General features: G+C 68.7%; 12 protein-coding genes. 7 read left to right on the top strand and 5 right to left on the bottom strand.

The annotated features are described in order from the left end of the window. Positions 1–350 precede the first annotated feature (350 nt). The 3 genes from ACX1DX_RS10315 to ACX1DX_RS10305 all read left to right on the top strand — a co-directional run bounded on the left by ACX1DX_RS10315 (position 351) and on the right by ACX1DX_RS10305 (position 4034). Entirely contained in the window at positions 351–614 is a 264-nt protein-coding gene (locus tag ACX1DX_RS10315; RefSeq protein WP_459396536.1) for a serine hydrolase domain-containing protein, read from the top strand. Between the two features lie 71 nt (positions 615–685). Then, positions 686–1906 (top strand): tryptophan synthase subunit beta, encoded by a 1221-nt coding sequence (gene trpB, locus ACX1DX_RS10310; RefSeq protein WP_459396535.1) that lies wholly within the window; start codon positions 686–688, stop codon positions 1904–1906. A 193-nt stretch (positions 1907–2099) separates the two neighbouring features. After that, positions 2100–4034 (top strand): acyl-CoA dehydrogenase family protein, encoded by a 1935-nt coding sequence (locus tag ACX1DX_RS10305; protein ID WP_459396534.1) that lies wholly within the window; start codon positions 2100–2102, stop codon positions 4032–4034. Positions 4035–4094: 60 nt separating this feature from the next. On the opposite strand, the gene ACX1DX_RS10300 is transcribed toward ACX1DX_RS10305, so the two are convergent. The 3 genes from ACX1DX_RS10300 to ACX1DX_RS10290 are packed head-to-tail and all read right to left on the bottom strand — an operon-like array spanning position 4095 to position 7293. Then, on the bottom strand, positions 4095–4997 hold the full coding sequence (locus ACX1DX_RS10300; RefSeq protein WP_459396533.1) for a carbohydrate ABC transporter permease: 903 nt from the start codon (positions 4995–4997) through the stop codon (positions 4095–4097). Continuing rightward, positions 4994–5974, bottom strand: a complete 981-nt coding sequence (locus tag ACX1DX_RS10295) for a carbohydrate ABC transporter permease (protein WP_459396532.1) — start codon at positions 5972–5974, stop codon at positions 4994–4996. Before ACX1DX_RS10295 ends, ACX1DX_RS10300 begins: the two co-directional genes overlap by 4 nt. Beyond that, on the bottom strand, positions 5971–7293 hold the full coding sequence (locus ACX1DX_RS10290; RefSeq protein ID WP_076061799.1) for an extracellular solute-binding protein: 1323 nt from the start codon (positions 7291–7293) through the stop codon (positions 5971–5973). The genes ACX1DX_RS10295 and ACX1DX_RS10290 overlap by 4 nt, the downstream gene beginning before the upstream one ends. A 317-nt stretch (positions 7294–7610) precedes the next feature. On the opposite strand from ACX1DX_RS10290, the gene ACX1DX_RS10285 reads away from it, so the two are divergent. Genes ACX1DX_RS10285 through ACX1DX_RS10270 form a run of 4 tightly spaced genes read left to right on the top strand, consistent with a single transcriptional unit; the run spans position 7611 to position 13880 of the window. Further along, positions 7611–8366 carry a DeoR/GlpR family DNA-binding transcription regulator gene (locus ACX1DX_RS10285; protein WP_459396531.1) on the top strand — a complete coding sequence of 252 codons (756 nt, stop codon included), beginning with the start codon at positions 7611–7613 and terminating at the stop codon, positions 8364–8366. After that, positions 8363–9751, top strand: coding sequence for a 6-phospho-beta-glucosidase (locus ACX1DX_RS10280; protein WP_459396530.1), 1389 nt, complete (start codon positions 8363–8365; stop codon positions 9749–9751). Before ACX1DX_RS10285 ends, ACX1DX_RS10280 begins: the two co-directional genes overlap by 4 nt. Continuing rightward, a complete protein-coding gene (locus tag ACX1DX_RS10275; RefSeq protein ID WP_459396529.1) occupies positions 9751–12867 on the top strand; it encodes an alpha-mannosidase in 3117 nt (1038 codons plus the stop codon). The genes ACX1DX_RS10280 and ACX1DX_RS10275 overlap by 1 nt, the downstream gene beginning before the upstream one ends. Beyond that, positions 12864–13880 (top strand): alkaline phosphatase family protein, encoded by a 1017-nt coding sequence (locus ACX1DX_RS10270; protein WP_459396528.1) that lies wholly within the window; start codon positions 12864–12866, stop codon positions 13878–13880. The genes ACX1DX_RS10275 and ACX1DX_RS10270 overlap by 4 nt, the downstream gene beginning before the upstream one ends. Before the next feature lie 7 nt (positions 13881–13887). On the opposite strand, the gene ACX1DX_RS10265 is transcribed toward ACX1DX_RS10270, so the two are convergent. Next, the gene (locus tag ACX1DX_RS10265; RefSeq protein WP_459396527.1) at positions 13888–15273 is read right to left on the bottom strand and encodes a metallophosphoesterase; all 1386 of its coding nucleotides are present in this window, start codon (positions 15271–15273) and stop codon (positions 13888–13890) included. Then, positions 15270–16232 carry a carbohydrate kinase family protein gene (locus ACX1DX_RS10260; protein WP_459396526.1) on the bottom strand — a complete coding sequence of 321 codons (963 nt, stop codon included), beginning with the start codon at positions 16230–16232 and terminating at the stop codon, positions 15270–15272. Before ACX1DX_RS10260 ends, ACX1DX_RS10265 begins: the two co-directional genes overlap by 4 nt. Positions 16233–16312 lie beyond the last annotated feature (80 nt).

Here is a 16312-nt window from a genome sequence, read left to right as displayed (position 1 = left end):
ACGACGCACCCGGACATGGCAGGCGGGTCCGAGGGTTTCCACCGAGGGTCCGACTCTGAAAGGATCAAGCATGGTGATTGATCCCACCGCATTCGACGCCGCCGTCACCCGCCAGTCGTTCACCGGCGTCGTGACGGTCGACGTCGGCGACCAACGGGTCTTCGAGCGCTGCGAGGGTTTCCTCAACCGGGCTCTCGACGTGCCGATGACACCCCGAGCGCGGATAGCCATCGCCAGCGGGAGCAAGAGTTTCACGCTCTGGCGGTGGTGCGGCTCGTCGAGGACGGCGCCGTGCAGCTGGGGCAGACGACCTGCATCGGTTCTGGCGCGCGCTGATCGACGGCAGGATAGTGCGGCGGGACACCGTCGACGAGATGCTGCGTCCCCGCCACGACGTGCCGGAGGAAGAGATGCGCTACGGCATGGGCTTCTGGCTGCACCGGTCTCACCCGGCGCCCATCCTCGAGGGCTATGACGCCGGCGCCTCCTTCCGGTCGACGCACATCATCGCGAGCCAGACAACCGTCAGCATTCTGGGCAACAGCTCCGAAGGTGGGTGGCCGGTGATCGGGGTCATGAACGCCGCGATCGAAGCAGCAGGCCTGACCTCGTGAGCCGCCCGGCACGCCCCTTCACTGGCGTGCCGGGCGGTTCTCGTTGGGAGCACGGCACTAAGGTCGACCGTGTGAGTAGCTCAGATGGATTCTTTGGTCAGTACGGTGGACGGTTCGTGCCACCCCAGCTCGAAACCCCCCTCGCCGAGGTGGCCGAGGCGTACCAGGAGGCCATCAACGACCCGGCCTTCCTCGCCGAATACGAGGCCCTATTGACGGACTACGTCGGCCGGCCGTCCCCGTTGTTCAAGGCGCAGCGCCTCAGCGAGGAACTGGGTGGGGCCGCCATCTACCTCAAGCGCGAGGACCTCAACCACACCGGCGCCCACAAGATCAACCATTGCCTCGGCGAGGCGCTCCTCGCCAAGCGGATGGGCAAGAAGAAGCTCCTCGCCGAAACGGGCGCAGGCCAGCATGGGGTTGCCCTGGCGACCGCCGCGGCGCTGGTCGGGCTTGAGTGCGAGATCCACATGGGGTCCATCGACATCGCCAAGCAGCACCCCAACGTCGTGCGGATGGAGCTGCTCGGCGCCAAGGTGGTTCCTGTCACCAGCGGCGGGGCGTGCCTGAAGGACGCCGTCGACTCGGCCTTCGGAGTCTTCGCCGCGGACTACCACGACACCTTCTTCGCCATCGGATCCGTCGTGGGCCCCCACCCGTACCCGACCATGGTGCGCGACTTCCAGTCGATCGTCGGGCGCGAGGCCCGGGAGCAGATCCTGGCGAAGGAGGGCCGCCTGCCCGACGCCGTGATCGCGTGCGTGGGCGGCGGGTCCAATGCCATCGGGATCTTCAGCGGCTTCCTCGACGACACGGACGTGCGCATCTACGGCGTCGAGCCCGCGGGCCGCGATCTGGGTACTGTCGGGGAGCACGCCGCCACCATGACCCTGGGGTCAGACGGCATGCTGCACGGCATGAAGACCGTGATCCTGCAGGATGAGGCCGGCGAACCGACGGCGGTGCACTCGATTGCCTCCGGCCTCGACTACCCGGGCGTCGGACCGGAGCACGCCCACCTCCGGCAGACCGGCCGGGTCGACTACGTGCATGCCTCCGACGACGAGACGTTGGAGGCCTTCAAGCTCCTGTGCCGCACGGAGGGCATCATCCCCGCGCTGGAGTCGAGCCACGCGCTCGCGCACGCCATCCGCATCGCCCCGTCGATGGGTGCCGACCAGATCATCCTGGTGAACCTGTCCGGGCGTGGCGACAAGGACATCGACTACGTCGCCGAGAGACTGGCGGAGCGCGCGAACGACGCTGGACTGGAGTCCACACTAGAAGCCTGAGCGGAGCGCGGGGGAAACCGGGGGCCGGTGACGATGCGGGTCTGGCTCCCGGTGGTCCCATCTTCCAGCCTCCGGCGAATGTCCAGGCTTCCACCTCCCTGCGCGGCTCCGCCGGCTCGCGCACGCATCAGTTCGACCACCCACGGGAATGACCGCCCGGGCGTATCGTGGGAGGACGTTCCTGGAGGGCATCATGAGCACCACGACTCACCCCACAACCGCGCCCGCCCAAGGCCCCAGCGCACGCGAGGCCCGCACCGTCGCGGAGGCGGCACGACAGACCGAGTGGACCAAACCCAGCTTCGGCAAGGAGCTCTTCCTCGGTAGGCTGCGGCTCGACCTCATCGAGCCCTGGCCCACGCCCAGCGCGGCGGCCCGCGCGAAGGGCGAGAGCTACCTCACCCGAGTCGATGAGGTGTGCCGCCGCATCGACGGAGCCCGGATCGAGCGCGAGGCACGCGTCCCAGACGAGACCTTCGCCGAGCTGGCCGAGATCGGTGCCTTCGGGATGAAGGTCCCGGAGTCGCACGGCGGTCAGGGTCTCACGCAGTACTACTTCAACAAGGCGCTGACGCTCATCGGCTCGGCCAGCCCCGCAGTGTCCGCGATGCTCTCAGCCCACCAATCCATCGGGGTACCGCAGCCGGTCAAGATGTTCGGCACCGCCTCCCAACAGGAGGCGTACCTGCCGCGGGTGGCGGCGGGTGAGGTTTCCGCATTCCTCCTGACTGAGCCCGACGTCGGATCGGATCCCGCGCGGCTTGCCACGACGGCGACGCCCGACGGCGACTCCTACGTCCTCGACGGGCTGAAGCTGTGGGCCACCAACGGCACGATCGCCAGCCTGTTCATCGTGCTGGCCCGCGTCCCGGCAACCCCCGGTAGCAGGGGCGGCATCACGGCCTTCGTCGTAGAGGCGGACTCACCGGGGATCACCGTCGAGCGCCGCAACGCCTTCGTCGGGCTCCGCGGCATAGAGAACGCGCTCATCCGGTTCCACCAGGTGCGGGTGCCTGCCGCCAACGTCGTGGGCCAGGTGGGCAAGGGCCTGAAGATCGCCCTGGCCACGCTCAACACCGGCCGCTTGTCGCTGCCGGCAATGTGCGTGGGCGCGGCGAAGTGGTCGCTCCACGTGGCACGCGGTTGGGCCGGGGAGCGTGTCCAATGGGGCAGCCGGGTGGGCGACCACGAGGCCGTCGCCACCAAGATCGCGTTCATCGCCGCCAGCACCTATGGCATGGAGTCGATGCTGGACCTTGCCAGCATGATGGCCGACGACGACTCCAACGACATCAGGATCGAGGCCGCGCTGGTCAAGCTCTACGCGTCCGAGATGGCCTGGCGCATCATCGACGACCTCGTCCAGATCCGCGGCGGCCGCGGCTACGAGACGGCCGACTCGTTGGCGGCTCGCGGCGAGCGCCCCGCCGCGGTGGAGCAGCTCATGCGCGACATCCGCATCAACCGGATCTTCGAGGGTTCCACCGAGATCATGCACCTCCTCATCGCCCGCGAGGCCGTCGACGTCCACCTCGAGGTGGCAGGCGAGATCATCGACCCCGAGGCTTCGACGCGTGCCCGCGCGGAGGCGCTGGCGCGAGCGTCGGCGTTCTATGCCAAGTGGCTGCCGATGCTTGTCGTCGGTGCGGGCACCGTTCCCGGCTCCTTCCGTGAGCACGGGCCGTTGGCCGAACACCTACGCTATGTGGAGCGAGCCGCCAGGCGCCTCGCCCGGGGGGTCTTCGCCGGGATGGCGCGCTGGCAGGGAAGGTTGGAGCATCGGCAGGCCTACCTGGGCCGGATCGTCGACATCGGTGCAGAACTGTTCGCCATGTCCGCCTCCTGCGTGCGCGCCACGGCCGAGAAGGAGAACAACCCCGAGGGCGTCGAACTCGCCGGGGCATTCTGTGAGCAGGCGCGGGTGCGGGTGGACGCGTTGTTCGGCGCGCTGTGGCACAACTCCGACCGCAGCGACCGTCACCTCGCCCGCCGTGTGCTCGACGGGCACCACACGGGTCTGGAGGACGGCGTCGTGCATGTGGCCGACGACCTTCCATGGGTCGCGGCATGGGAGCCGGGGCCGGCCGCGGTGCCCGACGTCCGCAGACGGATCCCGGGCCGTCCCTGAAACGGGACGACGGCGCGCCCACCGCCCAGGGTGGACACGCCGTCGCGTCTGTGGAGAGGGTCAGCCCTTGACTGCGCCCTCGGTGATGCCGGCCATGAACTGCTTGGCGCCCAGCGCGAAGATCAGCAGCAGGGGCACCACCGCTATCAGCGACGAGGCCATGAGCATGCCGTAATCGGTGCCGTGGGCGGTCTTCAGTTGGCTGAGGGCCACTTGGAGCGTCAACTTGCTGGGGTCGTTCAGCACGATCAGCGGCCACATGAAGTCGTTCCAGGAACCGATGAAGGTGAACATGCCCAGGAAGGCCAGTGCGGGACGGATGGTGGGGAGGCACACGTGCCAGTACTGCCGCAGGAACCCCGTCCCGTCGAGCGTGGCGGCCTCGAGGAGTTCCGACGGCACCGCATTGACGGTGTACTGCCGCAACCAGAAGACGCCGAACGCGCTGGCAAGAGACGGGAAGATCAGGGCCTTGAGGTCGCCAACCCAGCCCAGCTTGCTCATGAAGAGGAACTGGGGGATGGTCGCCAGTTGGGAGGGCAGCAGGAACGTCGCCAGCACGATGGCGAACAGCGCGTTCCTCCCTGGGAAGCTGAACTTGGCGAAGGCGAAGGCGGCCAGCGATGAGACCAGCAGCACCAGCACGGTCACGCTCGTGGCCACCACCAGCGTGTTCGACATGGCGCCCCAGATGTTGATGCGCTCCATGATCGACCCGTAGTTCGTGGCGAGCTTGTCGCCCGGCGTCATCACCGGCGGGTACTGGTAGATCACGGCCGACTCGTTCGTCGACAGGACGAACATCCAGTAGAAGGGGAACAGCGAAACCAGGGCGCCCGCGAGGAGCGCGAGGTGCCGCAGCACGGCGCCGCGCCGCGACAGAGGCCGGCGGCGCCGTCGACCGGTTTCGATCGCTGCACCCGCCAGGGCGGCGGGCACGGCGCGTTCGTTCATGGAACTCATCGCACACCCCTCACCTTGCGCTCGCGGGTGACGAGCCAGTTGATGGCAGAGAAGAACATCACCACGACAAGGACTCCCCAGGCGATGGTGGCGCCGTAGCCGTAGCGGTTCTCCTGGAACGCGACGGAGTAGAAGTACAGGACCATGGTCAGACCCGAGTTGCCCACGCCGCCGGCGGAGGCGGCACCGGAGGACATCGACGACGTCAGGACCTGTGCCTCGGTAAAGCTCTGGAGGGAGCCGATCGTCGACATCAGCGTGATGAACAAGACGATCGACCTCAGTTGCGGCAGCGTGATGTGGAAGAACGTGCGCCAACCGTTGGCGCCGTCGATGGCTGCAGACTCGTACTGCGTCTTGTCGATGGCTTGGAGGCCGGCGAGGATCAGCAGCGCGTTGTACCCGACGAACGACCACGTGGTCAGCGCCGAGATGGCGATCTTGATGCCCCACTCGTTCTGGAGCCAGGCGACGTTCTCGAAGCCGAACAGGTTGACCACCGCGTTGGCGAGCCCGAACTGGCTGGAGAACAGCGAGCTGAACAGGATGCCCATCGCCACCATGGACGTCACGTTCGGGATCAGGTAGATCACGCGGTACGTCGTGGAGAAGCGCAGCGTCGAGTTCAGCATGAGCGCGACGATCGTGGCGATCGTCAGCGTGGGCACCGTGCCCATGATCCAGAGCACGACGGTGTTACCGAGCGCCTTGTAGAAGAGGGGGTCCGAGATCAGATAGCGGAAGTTCTCGAGGCCGATGAAGTGGAGGTCTCCTAGACCGGACCAGTTGGTGAAGGCCAGGGCCATGGTGAACACCATGGGCATGGCCCCGAACAGGAGGAACAGGATGAAGTATGGGGATACCGCACCATATTGAGGCAGCGACTTCTTGACGCGCTGCCAGGTCGACAACGAGCGATAGCTGTCGACCGGCGGGGAGACCTGGGCATCTCCCCGCCGAGCCGCAGTCACGCTCATTTCACCGTCAGGCCCACCTGCTGCGCGAGGCGCTTGGCAGCGGTCACGGCGTCGTCCCACGCCTTGTTCGGATCCTTGCCGGAGGACTCGACGAGGTCCATCTCGGCGTAGAACGGGGCGTTGACGGTGCCCTCGTTGGGATCCTCGAAGCGGGGCAGGATGGTCTCTGCCGCCTTGCCGAAGACCTCCGCGGCAACCTGGCCACCGAGGAACTCGACGGGGCCGGCGACCTCGGGCATCTCGAAGGACGCCGGGGTGGCCGGGAAGTTGCCCTTGTCCTCGAACTCGTAGGCCTGGTTCTGCGCGTTGAGGAGGAACTTGATGACCTCGAACGACTTCGCCGGATCAGCCGCCCCCTCGGGAATGGCGAGGAAGGAACCGCCGTTGTTGTAGGCCTCGCCCGGGTGCTCGCACACGTGCCACTTGCCAGCGGTCTCCGGGGCGTCGACCATGAGGTCGGACAGGTGCCAGGACGCGCCGAAGTCGGCGGGCAGGCGGCCCTCGTTGACGGCTGCAGCGGTATCGGCGCTGTTCGACTGCAAGGTGGCCACGATGCCGGCGTCGAGCGCCTTCACCGCAGTGTCCCAGGCGTTGCGGATGTGCTCCTGGTCGCCGATGAAGACGCCGGCCTCGTCGATGAAGCCCTTCCCGGTCTGCGCCCACGCGACGTCGAAGAGGCCGCCCGCGTTGCGGATGAGGTAGGTGTCGGGCTTGGCGGCCAGCAGCTTCTTGCCGAGTTCGATGTACTCGTCCCAGGTGCGGATCGAGGCGGCGAGCTCCTCCGGGTCCGACGGCAGGCCGGCCTCCTCGAAGATGTCGAAGCGGTAGAACAGGGCGGTGGGTCCGACGTCGATCGGGATGCCGAGCTGCTTGCCGTCCGCGGCGGTGGCCTGGTTCCACTTGTATTCGAGGTAGTCGCCCTTGATGTCGGCCGCACCCACGGTGTTGAGGTCGACGAAGAACTTGGCCTGGCTCTTGAAGAACGCGATGTCCTCACCCTTGACGCCGGTGATGTCCGGCAGGCCGGAGCCGGCGGTGAAGGTGGTGGTGAGCTTCTGCTTGAAGTCGCCGCCGATGACGTCCTGCCGGAGCTTGTACTGGGGGAACTCTGAAGCCACTGCCGCCAGGGCCTTCTCGCCGAAGCCCTCGGGCCAGGTCCAGAGGATCAGGTTGGTGGTCTCCGCTGCGGCGGATCCGCCGCTGGTCGGGGTGGAACCGGTCTGCGGCGCGGCCGTCGAGCAGCCGACGAGGCCGCCGAGTGCCAGGAATCCGAATCCTGCCGCTCCACCCTGGAGGATGGATCGTCGTGAAACCGTCATGGTCTCTCCTACTTCGTGATGGGGGATCGCTGGTGGCCCAGCCACGTGCGGTGAAGTCGATCAAATATGTGCAGGTGGATCAAGGCGGACGCCCGTGTCCCGTGGGTCCCGAAGCGTCGCCTCGCACCCGTGGTGAGCCGGCTGCTCATCGGAGTAGTACACGGACATATGGTTTTGACTAGGGATTCTGCACATCGTTGATCTTCCTCGACCGTCGTTGTGCGCCCCAATGTACAACAAAAAGGCAGCGTGTGAAGAATCCTGATCAAAATGTTCATAAACGAGCAAGTTGGCGAGTTCTGGGGTAGGTTGTCGCTGTGCTGAAATCTGCCCGCCATGACGCCCTGCTCCGCCTCCTCCATGCCCGCGGCCCGGTCGCGGTGACAGAGGTCGCCGGACATCTGGGCGCGAGCCCGGCCACCGTCCGGCGAGACATCGCGGAGATGGAGGAACAGGGCCTGGTGGAGCGCACCTGGGGAGGGGTCCAGCTCCAGCGCGAGATCGACGATCCGTTCCAGGAGGCGCTGGGCAGGCGCGGCGCCAGCAAGCAGCGCATCGGGGCCGCAGCGGCTGCACTCATCCCGGACGGGGCGACCGTCATCCTCGACATCGGCACGACGGCGCACTACGTGGCGCTGGCCATGGAGGCCAAGGACGTGACGGTGCTCACCGCCTCGCTGCCCACGTTCGAGCACTTCCGCGCCACCCAGAAGGCCGACATCATCCTGCTCGGTGGGCGGTGGTCCGAGCAGTACCAGTGCCTGACCGGTGTCCAGGTCTCCGACGCCCTCGCGCGCCAGCACGCCGACCTCGCCTTCCTCGGGTGCTCCGGCATCGCCGACTCCGGCAGGATCCGCGACACCTCGTACGCGCAGAGCGACGTGAAGCGTGCCATCAGGGTCGCGTCCTCGAAGGCCTACCTCCTCGCCGATGCGGACAAGTTCCCCGGCAAGGGCGGCAGCTCCCCCTTCGACATCGATGAGCTCGACGGGCTCATCACCGACGCCCACCAGCTCGCGCCGTCCCTGATGGAACGGTGCTCATCCCACAACATCGAGATCAGGACAGTATGAAGCTCACCATCCTCGGCGGCGGCGGTTTCCGCGTGCCGCTGGTCTACAAGGCCCTTCTGGCGGACGATTCGCCGGAGCGCGTCACGCAACTGCGCCTCTACGACACCGACGCCGCCCGGCTGCAGGCCATCACGCGCGTGCTCCGCGAGCTTTCCGAGGCGTCCGACGCTGCGCCTGAGGTGGTCAGCACGACGGACCTGCGCGAGGCCATCAGCGACACGGACTTCATCTTCTCGGCCGTCCGGGTGGGCGGCACGGCGGGCCGCGCCCTCGACGAACAGATCTCCCTCAGCCACGGGGTGATCGGCCAGGAAACGGTGGGTGCCGGCGGCATCTCCTATGCGCTGCGGGGCATCCCTGCGGTGCTGGAGATCGTCAGTGCCATCCAACAGTTGGCGCCGGAGGCCTGGGTGATCAACTTCACCAATCCGGCCGGCGTGATCACGGAGGTCATGCAGCGGCACCTCGGGGAGCGCGTCATCGGGATCTGCGACTCGCCGGTGGGCATGGTCCGCAGGATCATCGACGTCCTGAAGCGCGCCGGTCTCGTGGCGCCCGACGTGGCCCTCATGAATACCGGGAGCGACAGGATCAAGATCCGTTATGCCGGGCTGAACCACCTGGGGTGGCTGACCGGTCTCGAGGTCGACGGCGTGGATGTGCTGCCTCGGCTGTTCGAACGCCCCGACCTGATCGAGAGCTTCGAGGAGGGCCGCCTCTTCGGCGCGGAACTCGTCCAGGCGCTGCGCGCCGTGCCGAACGAGTACCTGCACTACTACTACTTCTCCCGGGAAGACCTCACCATCGACAGCGGCACGGACCAGACCCGGGGACGTTTCCTGATGAAGCAGCAGCGAGGGTTCTACGAGTCGCTGGGCATCGAGCAGTCGAGCGCCTACGACCTGTGGGAACGCACCCGCCTCGAACGGGAGGTCACCTACATGGCGACCAACCGGGAAGCCGCAGGAAACTTCGAGCGCGATGACGCCGATCTCGAGACCGGGGGGTACGACAAGGTGGCGCTGGCCATCATGCACGCGATCGCCAACGACGTGCCGGCCGAGCTGATCCTCAACGTCGCCAACAACGGCATCCTCCCTGACCTGAGCGACTCGTCAGTCATCGAGATCCCCTGTCGGGTGGACGGTAACGGCGTCGTGCCGCTGCCGGGCGCGATGGTGCCCGAGCACGGCCGCGGCATGGTGGTCAACGCGAAGTACGTGGAGCAGCGCACCATCGACGCCGCCGTCAACAAGTCACGCCCTGATGCGTTGCTGGCGCTCACCCACCACCCCCTGGTGGATTCGTTCCGCGTGGCGGAGGAGCTCCTCGACGACCTCGTTGCCAACTTCGACGACCTGTCCTACCTCAAGGAGAACGCCTGATGCACGACAACCGCGAGCTGGTCGAGGAACGCCTGGAGCGCCTGCGCGAGCGGGTCGCCGGCGGCGTCTACCGCGTCGTCGCCCCGCTGGACGTCACGGCGTGGCGGGTCCCGGGCGAACCGGTGCCCTTCGAGGAGGCGGCCGGGGCGCAGTACGAGCCGTTCCCTGTCGACACCCTCTGGGGGCCGGCCTGGTCCACCTGGTGGTTGAAGGTCCGCGGCGCTGTGCCCGCCGACGACGCCAAGGGGCGGCTCGAACTGCGCATCGACCTGGGGTTCGTCGGCGACTGGGCAGGCAACCAGTCCGAGGGCATGGTCTACACGACGGACGGCTGGCCGTTGAAGGCGGTCAACCCCATGAACCGCACGGTGCCCCTCACCTTCGGCTCGCTCGCGGAGCAGAGGAACCTCGTCGGTGACGACGGAACCCTGGAACTCATGGTCGAGGCTGCCTCGAACCCGGACATGACGCTCAAGCTCGGCCAGTCGACGCAGGAGGGGGACATCCTGACCCGCTCTGACCGACCCGTGTGGCGGTTCGGCGGCGCCGAGGTGGTCGAACGCGACGACGAGGTGTGGGGTCTCCACCTCGACCTCGACGTGCTCGACGGCCTGATGCGGCAGTTGCCGGTGGATTCCACCTGGCGCGCCGTGCTCCTGCGGGGTCTCGAGGAGGCCGCGGACGTCGTCGACGCGGACGGGGTGGCCGCCGGCGCCAGCCGGGCGCGGGAGATCCTGAAACCCCTGCTGACGAGCGGGGCCGCAGGCTCGGCCCAGCACATGACCGCCATCGGTCACGCCCACATCGACACCGCCTGGCTCTGGCCCATCCGCGAGACCCGGCGCAAGATCGTGCGCACCTTCAGCAACGTCGTCGCGCTGGCCGACGAGTACCCGGACTTCCACTTCGCGAACTCCGCGCCCCAGCACCACGCCTGGGTGAAGGAGGATTCGCCGGAGGTGTACGGGCGCGTCCGCGACGCCATCGACCGCGGCCAATGGCATTTCGTCGGCGGGATGTGGGTCGAGCCCGACGCCATGATGCCCAGCGGCGAGTCTTTGGTGCGCCAGTTCACCTCCGGTCTGCGGTTCATGAAGGACGAATTCGGCGTGACCACCGACTGCCTCTGGCTGCCGGATTCGTTCGGTTACAACGGGCAACTGCCCCAGATCGCGCGCCTTGCGGGCATGCGGTGGTTCTTCACCCAGAAGCTGTCCTGGAACCGTACGAACAAGCTGCCCCATCACACCTTCTGGTGGGAAGGCATCGACGGCACCCGCATCTGGACGCATTTCCCGCCGTGCGACTCGTACGACTCAATCGTCAGCGCCGAGGAGGTGCTGGGGGCGGAGCGCAACTTCAAGGAGAAGGGCCGCGCGACGCATTCCATGCTCCCGTACGGCTACGGGGACGGTGGGGGAGGGCCGGTGCGCGAGATGGTCGAGCGGGTCCGCCGCTTCGCCGATCTCGAAGGAGCCCCCGTCGTGTCCCACGGCTCCCCGGACGAGTTCGCACAGGCGGCCCGGGCCGAGTACGACCCTGCTGTCTGGTCCGGCGAGCTGTACCTCGAGTTCCATCGGGGCATCTTCACGTCGCTGATGGCCCTCAAGCAGGGCAACCGCCGCAGTGAAGCCGCGCTCCAGGCGACCGAATGGCTGGCGACCCTCGCCGCACGCTCGGGGCACGACTACCCGCATGAGAAGCTCGAGGAGCTGTGGCGCCGCGTCCTGGTGCTCCAGTTCCACGACATCCTGCCCGGCAGCAGCACGGGCTGGGTCAACCGCGAAGCCATCGCCGAATACGACGCCATCCTGGCGGAGATCGACGAACTGCTCCACGCCGCATGGGCGCACCTCCGCGGCGAGGGCGGACGCTCTGTCGTCAACCCCTCCGACGTGAGCCGTACGGAAGTGGTGGCGGTGGGCGACGAGCTTCGGCTGGTCTCGGTGGCGCCGCTCTCGGCCAGCGTGCTGGCCCCGGACGTCGGCCTCCCTGAGCAGGTGGCTCCGGTGACCGTGACCCACGAGCAGGGACGGATTGTGCTGGGCAACGGGCTGGTCCGCGTCGTCATCGAACCGGATGGGACCCTGAGTTCCGTGCTCGACCTGGGCGCCGAGCGAGAGGTGCTGCCGGCCGGCCAGCGGGCCAACGTGCTGCGCCTGCACCCTGACCACCCCAGCTGCTTCGACGCCTGGGAGTTGGAGGCGCAGTACCTGCGGTCGTCGCAGGACCTCACCGCGGTGGAGACCATCGAGGTCGTCGCCGATTCCGCGCTGCGTGCCACGGTGCACGTGACGCGTCGCTTCGGCGGGTCCCGGGTCACGCAGGCGATCTCGCTGGATGCCGGTTCGGCCGCAGTCGACTTCGTCGCCGATGTGGACTGGCGCGAGCGGGAGAAGCTGCTCAAGGTGGCGTTCCCGCTCGACGTGCGCGCCACCCATTCCGCGGCGGAGATCCAGTTCGGTCACATCGAACGCCCCATCCACGTCAACACCTCCTGGGACCACGCGAGGTTCGAGACGGTGGGTCATCGGTGGCTGTGGCTCCGTGAGCCGGGCTACGGCGTCACCCTCAGCACCAACGGCGGCTACGGTCACGACGTCGTCCCCGCCGGCGGCTCGGAGCATGCCCCCACGGCCGGCGTCGAGGCCCGACTCAGTCTCCTGCGGGCGCCCAACTCGCCTGACCCGGCGGCGGACGCGGGCCGGCACACGCTGCGTTACAGCCTCACCGTCGGGACGGATCTTGCGGCGTCGCATCACGCAGGGACTCGCCTCAACCAGCCGCTGAGGGTGCTCGACGGGTCCGTCGAGCTGCCCCCACTGGTGGCGCTGACGCCCACCGACGACCAGTCGTGGGCGGTGCTCGACGCGATCAAGCCCGCCTTCGACGGCTCAGGCGACATCATCGTGCGGCTGCACGAGGCGGCGGGCGCCCGCAGCAGGCTGACGCTGGATCTCGCGCTGCCCGCGGCGACCATCACCGAAGTCGACCTGCTGGAGGCACCCGTCGAAGAGGCGACCCAGCAACTTCCCGCCGGTGCGGCGGCCGACCCGGTCACGCTGCGGCTGCACCCGTTCCAGATCCTCACCCTCCGGGTTCGGACGAGCGCATGAAGCTGCTCCTGATCTGCATCGACGGCGTCCGAGTCGACCTCGCACTTCCGGGCGCCGTCGCGGGGGACCCGGGCTTCGCCGCTCCCGACCATCCCTCCGAGGACCGCTTCAGCACCGGCGGCGAGGACAACACGACCGATGTCAGTGCGGCCGCCGCCGAGGGGCCGCTCATGCCGACGCTGGCGCGCCTCATGGCGGATGCGGGCCACTCGCAGGGGCGCATCCTGCCCATGTGGATGACCCCGCCAACGGATTCCGGACCGGGCTGGGCCTCGATCCTGACAGGCTCCACGCACGAACAGTGCAACGTCTGGTGGAACGAGTTCGTCGGCCACGACCTCGCCCGCCGGCCCGACATCCTCTCCAGGATCTACTTCGCCAACCCGGCGGCCCGCACCATGGCTGCCGCCACCTGGGACGCGTTCGTGAAGTCCCCCGGCCCCATCCTCCAGGCCCGCGCAGACCAGCAGCGCACCGGGCAGCACCAGGTGTTCCACCCCGGGACCCAGGAGGGGATCGCCGCAGCCGACGCGGCGGTGGCCAGTTGGGCGGCGTGGCGCCTGTTGCACGAAGGTCCGGACGCCTCGGTGGTGTACTTCGAGGGCGTGGACGCGGCCGGGCACGCACACGGTGCAGACTCGCACGAGTACCGTGCAGCCTTGCGCCACGCCGACGAATGGACGCGGCATCTCGTGAAGGCGGTGTCGGAACGCCATGAACAGTTGGGCGAGGACTGGCTGATCGCGGTCACCACCGACCACGGCCACAAGCCGCAGGGCGGCCACGGAGAAGACGAGGTGGAGGTGCGCCGCAGCTTCCTCATCACGCACCGGGTGGGCGGGCGCCTGCCCGAGGTCCTGGCGGCCCCGTCGGTGTTGCGGAGCGAGGACGTCATGTGGCTGCTGCTCGAGGCGCTGGGCATCCGCCAGGGCTCGTGGGATGCGGAGGGGGTTGGTGTTCAGCGTGGCATCGAGGCCCTGGGCCCCAGCCGGGATCTGTCCTTCGAGTGGTGAGGTGGCCTCAGGCGGCCCACGCCCGCACGCGGCGCACCTCGCCGCGGAAGGGGTCGGCCCACTGGCCGTCGTATTCTCCGGCGCCGATGCGCCACCGCCAGGTGCCCTGAGCCAGCGGTTCTCCGAGGTGGGCATCCACCCGCCCTACCGCGTCACCGTCGACCCACATCCCGGGCTCCGGCCCGTTGGCCACGACGATGCTCACCTGGGCCCCCGGTGCGTACTCGTGTGAGTTCGCCCAGGTCTCGCCGCAGCGCGTGAAGGCCATCCACCCGAGGAAGTTCTCCGATGAGAGGCTCATGGCCGCGAGGGGCTCGGCCGAGCCCCCAGGAGCCTCGCCCAGCCGGGCCAGCAGCACCTGCCAGCCGTCCTGCATCGCGGCGGGGAGCGTCGCGTCGACCTGCAGCACGAAGCGTCCGGGCAGGGTCAGGTCGAACTCCGTCTCGCCGTCCGGCCGCAGATCGGCCACGAGGCGCAGGCCGTCGGACTGCCACGGTGTCTCACGCCCGCCGAGGGCCTCCGGGAGCGCGAAGCAGAACTGGTCCTCGGCGCCGCTGAGGGCCAGGCGTCGGCGCGCCTCCACCGAGCGCCCGATGGCGGGCAGGCCGGCCGCGGGGCACAACGAGACCACCTGGCACACGCCGCGGCGCGGGTCGAACTCGTAGATGCGCGCCGCCCCCGCCCCGCCGAACGGAAGCTCCTGGTAGTTGACGGCGTGGTACTCGCGCCCGGGGACGGTCACGCGGGTGCTGGGCCACTCGTGGCCGCCGAGCACGAGGAACGCCTGGGGATGGTGCGCGAGCAAGGCCTGGACCCGGTCGCCGTGGGTGGTCAGCGCCCCCCGCGAGGCGGCCTCGTGGCTCACCACCACCGTCGGCAGGTGGGCGTGCACCGCCAGCACGTCGTCGGCCCAGCGCCATCCGTCCTCCGACGGGCGCCAGTCCAGGGCCAGGACGCCCAGCTCGATGTCGTCGGCTGCCCTGACCACCCGCCACGAGGAGTAACCACCCGGCCCGTGGAGGAGCGCGTGCGCGTGGGTGCCAGGCAGCAGTGCGGAGCCTGCGCCGAACGCGTCCAAGAAGGGCGTGGGCCCGCGAGTGTCGTCGGAATGGTGGGCCACGTCGTGGTTGCCCGTCGCGATGGTCATGCCCGGTCGCCCGAACAGGGCGGCCCCGTCCGCGAGGGCGGACTGCGCGGCGTCGACCTCCTCGGGCCAGCCGTGCTCGGTCACGTCACCTACGTGGACGATGTGCCGGACGGGGGCGACGGTGCCGCGGTCGACGAGCGCGTGCACGTGGTGGAAGGTTTCCGCCAGGAACTCCGGCCGGCGGCGTTGCCCGTCGAAGAGGTACTGGGTGTCGCCGAGCACCAACAGCGAGAACGCGGAGCTCACCTCGCGTCCAGCACTTCGCGCAGGCGCCCGGCCCGGGGATCCGCGTTCTGCGCCAATCGCGCCCGCAACTGCCGGAGGGTGGGCGGGGTCGCGGCCCCCTCCGGGGAGGCGAGCACCGAACTGGTGATGAAGGCCGCGAGGTTCAGATGATCCTCCAGGCCGGTGCCGGGGAGGGTGTGCGCGAAGGCGAGGGCCGCCAGCGTGGTGTCGCCGGCGCCGATGGTGCTGAGCGGGGACACTGGGAAGGCCGGCACGGATGCCTCTGCGCCGGTGCGGGCATCGACGGCCACCATGCCCGCCGCGCCCCGGGTGACCACCACGAGCGGCACGCGCCGGGAGAGGTGGCGCGCTGCCGCCACGGGGTCGGTCAGCCCGGTGAAGGCGGTGGCTTCCATGTCGTTGAGCATCCACACGTCGGTGCCGGCCAGGCCGCTGAGTTCGTCGTCGCCCCATTGCCCGGTGGCATCGAAGCCGCGGGAGGCGAACACCGTGGAGCCGGCGGCGCGGGACCGCTGCAGCCACGGGGCGGCGGGGTCGCGGAGGTCGACGATGATGGCCGGCACCCGGAAGGTCTCCGCCTCCAGATGAGCGGCCACGTCGGCGGGGGGCGCGTCCTCGACGGTGAGCATGGCCCGATCGTGGGGCAGCGACATGGCGACGGTCACAGGCAGCCGCCATCCGTCGTGCCGGGCCGTCAGGCTCGTGTCGATGCCGGCGGCCTGCGCGTCGCTGAGCAGCCGCACGCTGGCGTCGTCTGAGCCGACGGCGGTCGCGAGTGCGGTCTTCATGCCGAGCGCCGCGCCCACGCGGGCCATGGTGGCGATGCCGCCCCACATCTCGTGCAGGCCCTCCGCGTAGCGCTCCTCGCCGGGGGCGGGCAGGGTCTGGACGCCGGTGAAGATGAGGTCGCGGTACGACAGGCCGACAGTGAGCAGGTCGACGGTGGGAGAGGCCAGCATGGCAGGGAATCTACCCTTCGGTCGCCCGAATTGAGCAAACTCGCTCGAAATGTTCAAACATAATCATCTCTGGCTATGCT

It is taken from the genome of Tessaracoccus zhenghani, assembly GCF_054552775.1.
Note: the sequence above shows the minus strand (reverse complement) of the source record. Positions and strands in the feature narration are given on the sequence as shown.

Bases quoted from the DNA above. Each gene is read 5' to 3' on its own strand.
- ACX1DX_RS10275 (WP_459396529.1), top strand. From the start codon at position 9,751: ATGCACGACAACCGCGAGCTGGTCGAGGAACGCCTGGAGCGCCTGCGC.
- ACX1DX_RS10260 (WP_459396526.1), bottom strand. From the start codon at position 16,232: ATGCTGGCCTCTCCCACCGTCGACCTGCTCACTGTCGGCCTGTCGTAC.
- ACX1DX_RS10300 (WP_459396533.1), bottom strand. From the start codon at position 4,997: ATGAGTTCCATGAACGAACGCGCCGTGCCCGCCGCCCTGGCGGGTGCA.
- ACX1DX_RS10305 (WP_459396534.1), top strand. From the start codon at position 2,100: ATGAGCACCACGACTCACCCCACAACCGCGCCCGCCCAAGGCCCCAGC.
- ACX1DX_RS10270 (WP_459396528.1), top strand. From the start codon at position 12,864: ATGAAGCTGCTCCTGATCTGCATCGACGGCGTCCGAGTCGACCTCGCA.
- ACX1DX_RS10295 (WP_459396532.1), bottom strand. From the start codon at position 5,974: ATGAGCGTGACTGCGGCTCGGCGGGGAGATGCCCAGGTCTCCCCGCCG.
- ACX1DX_RS10280 (WP_459396530.1), top strand. From the start codon at position 8,363: ATGAAGCTCACCATCCTCGGCGGCGGCGGTTTCCGCGTGCCGCTGGTC.
- ACX1DX_RS10290 (WP_076061799.1), bottom strand. From the start codon at position 7,293: ATGACGGTTTCACGACGATCCATCCTCCAGGGTGGAGCGGCAGGATTC.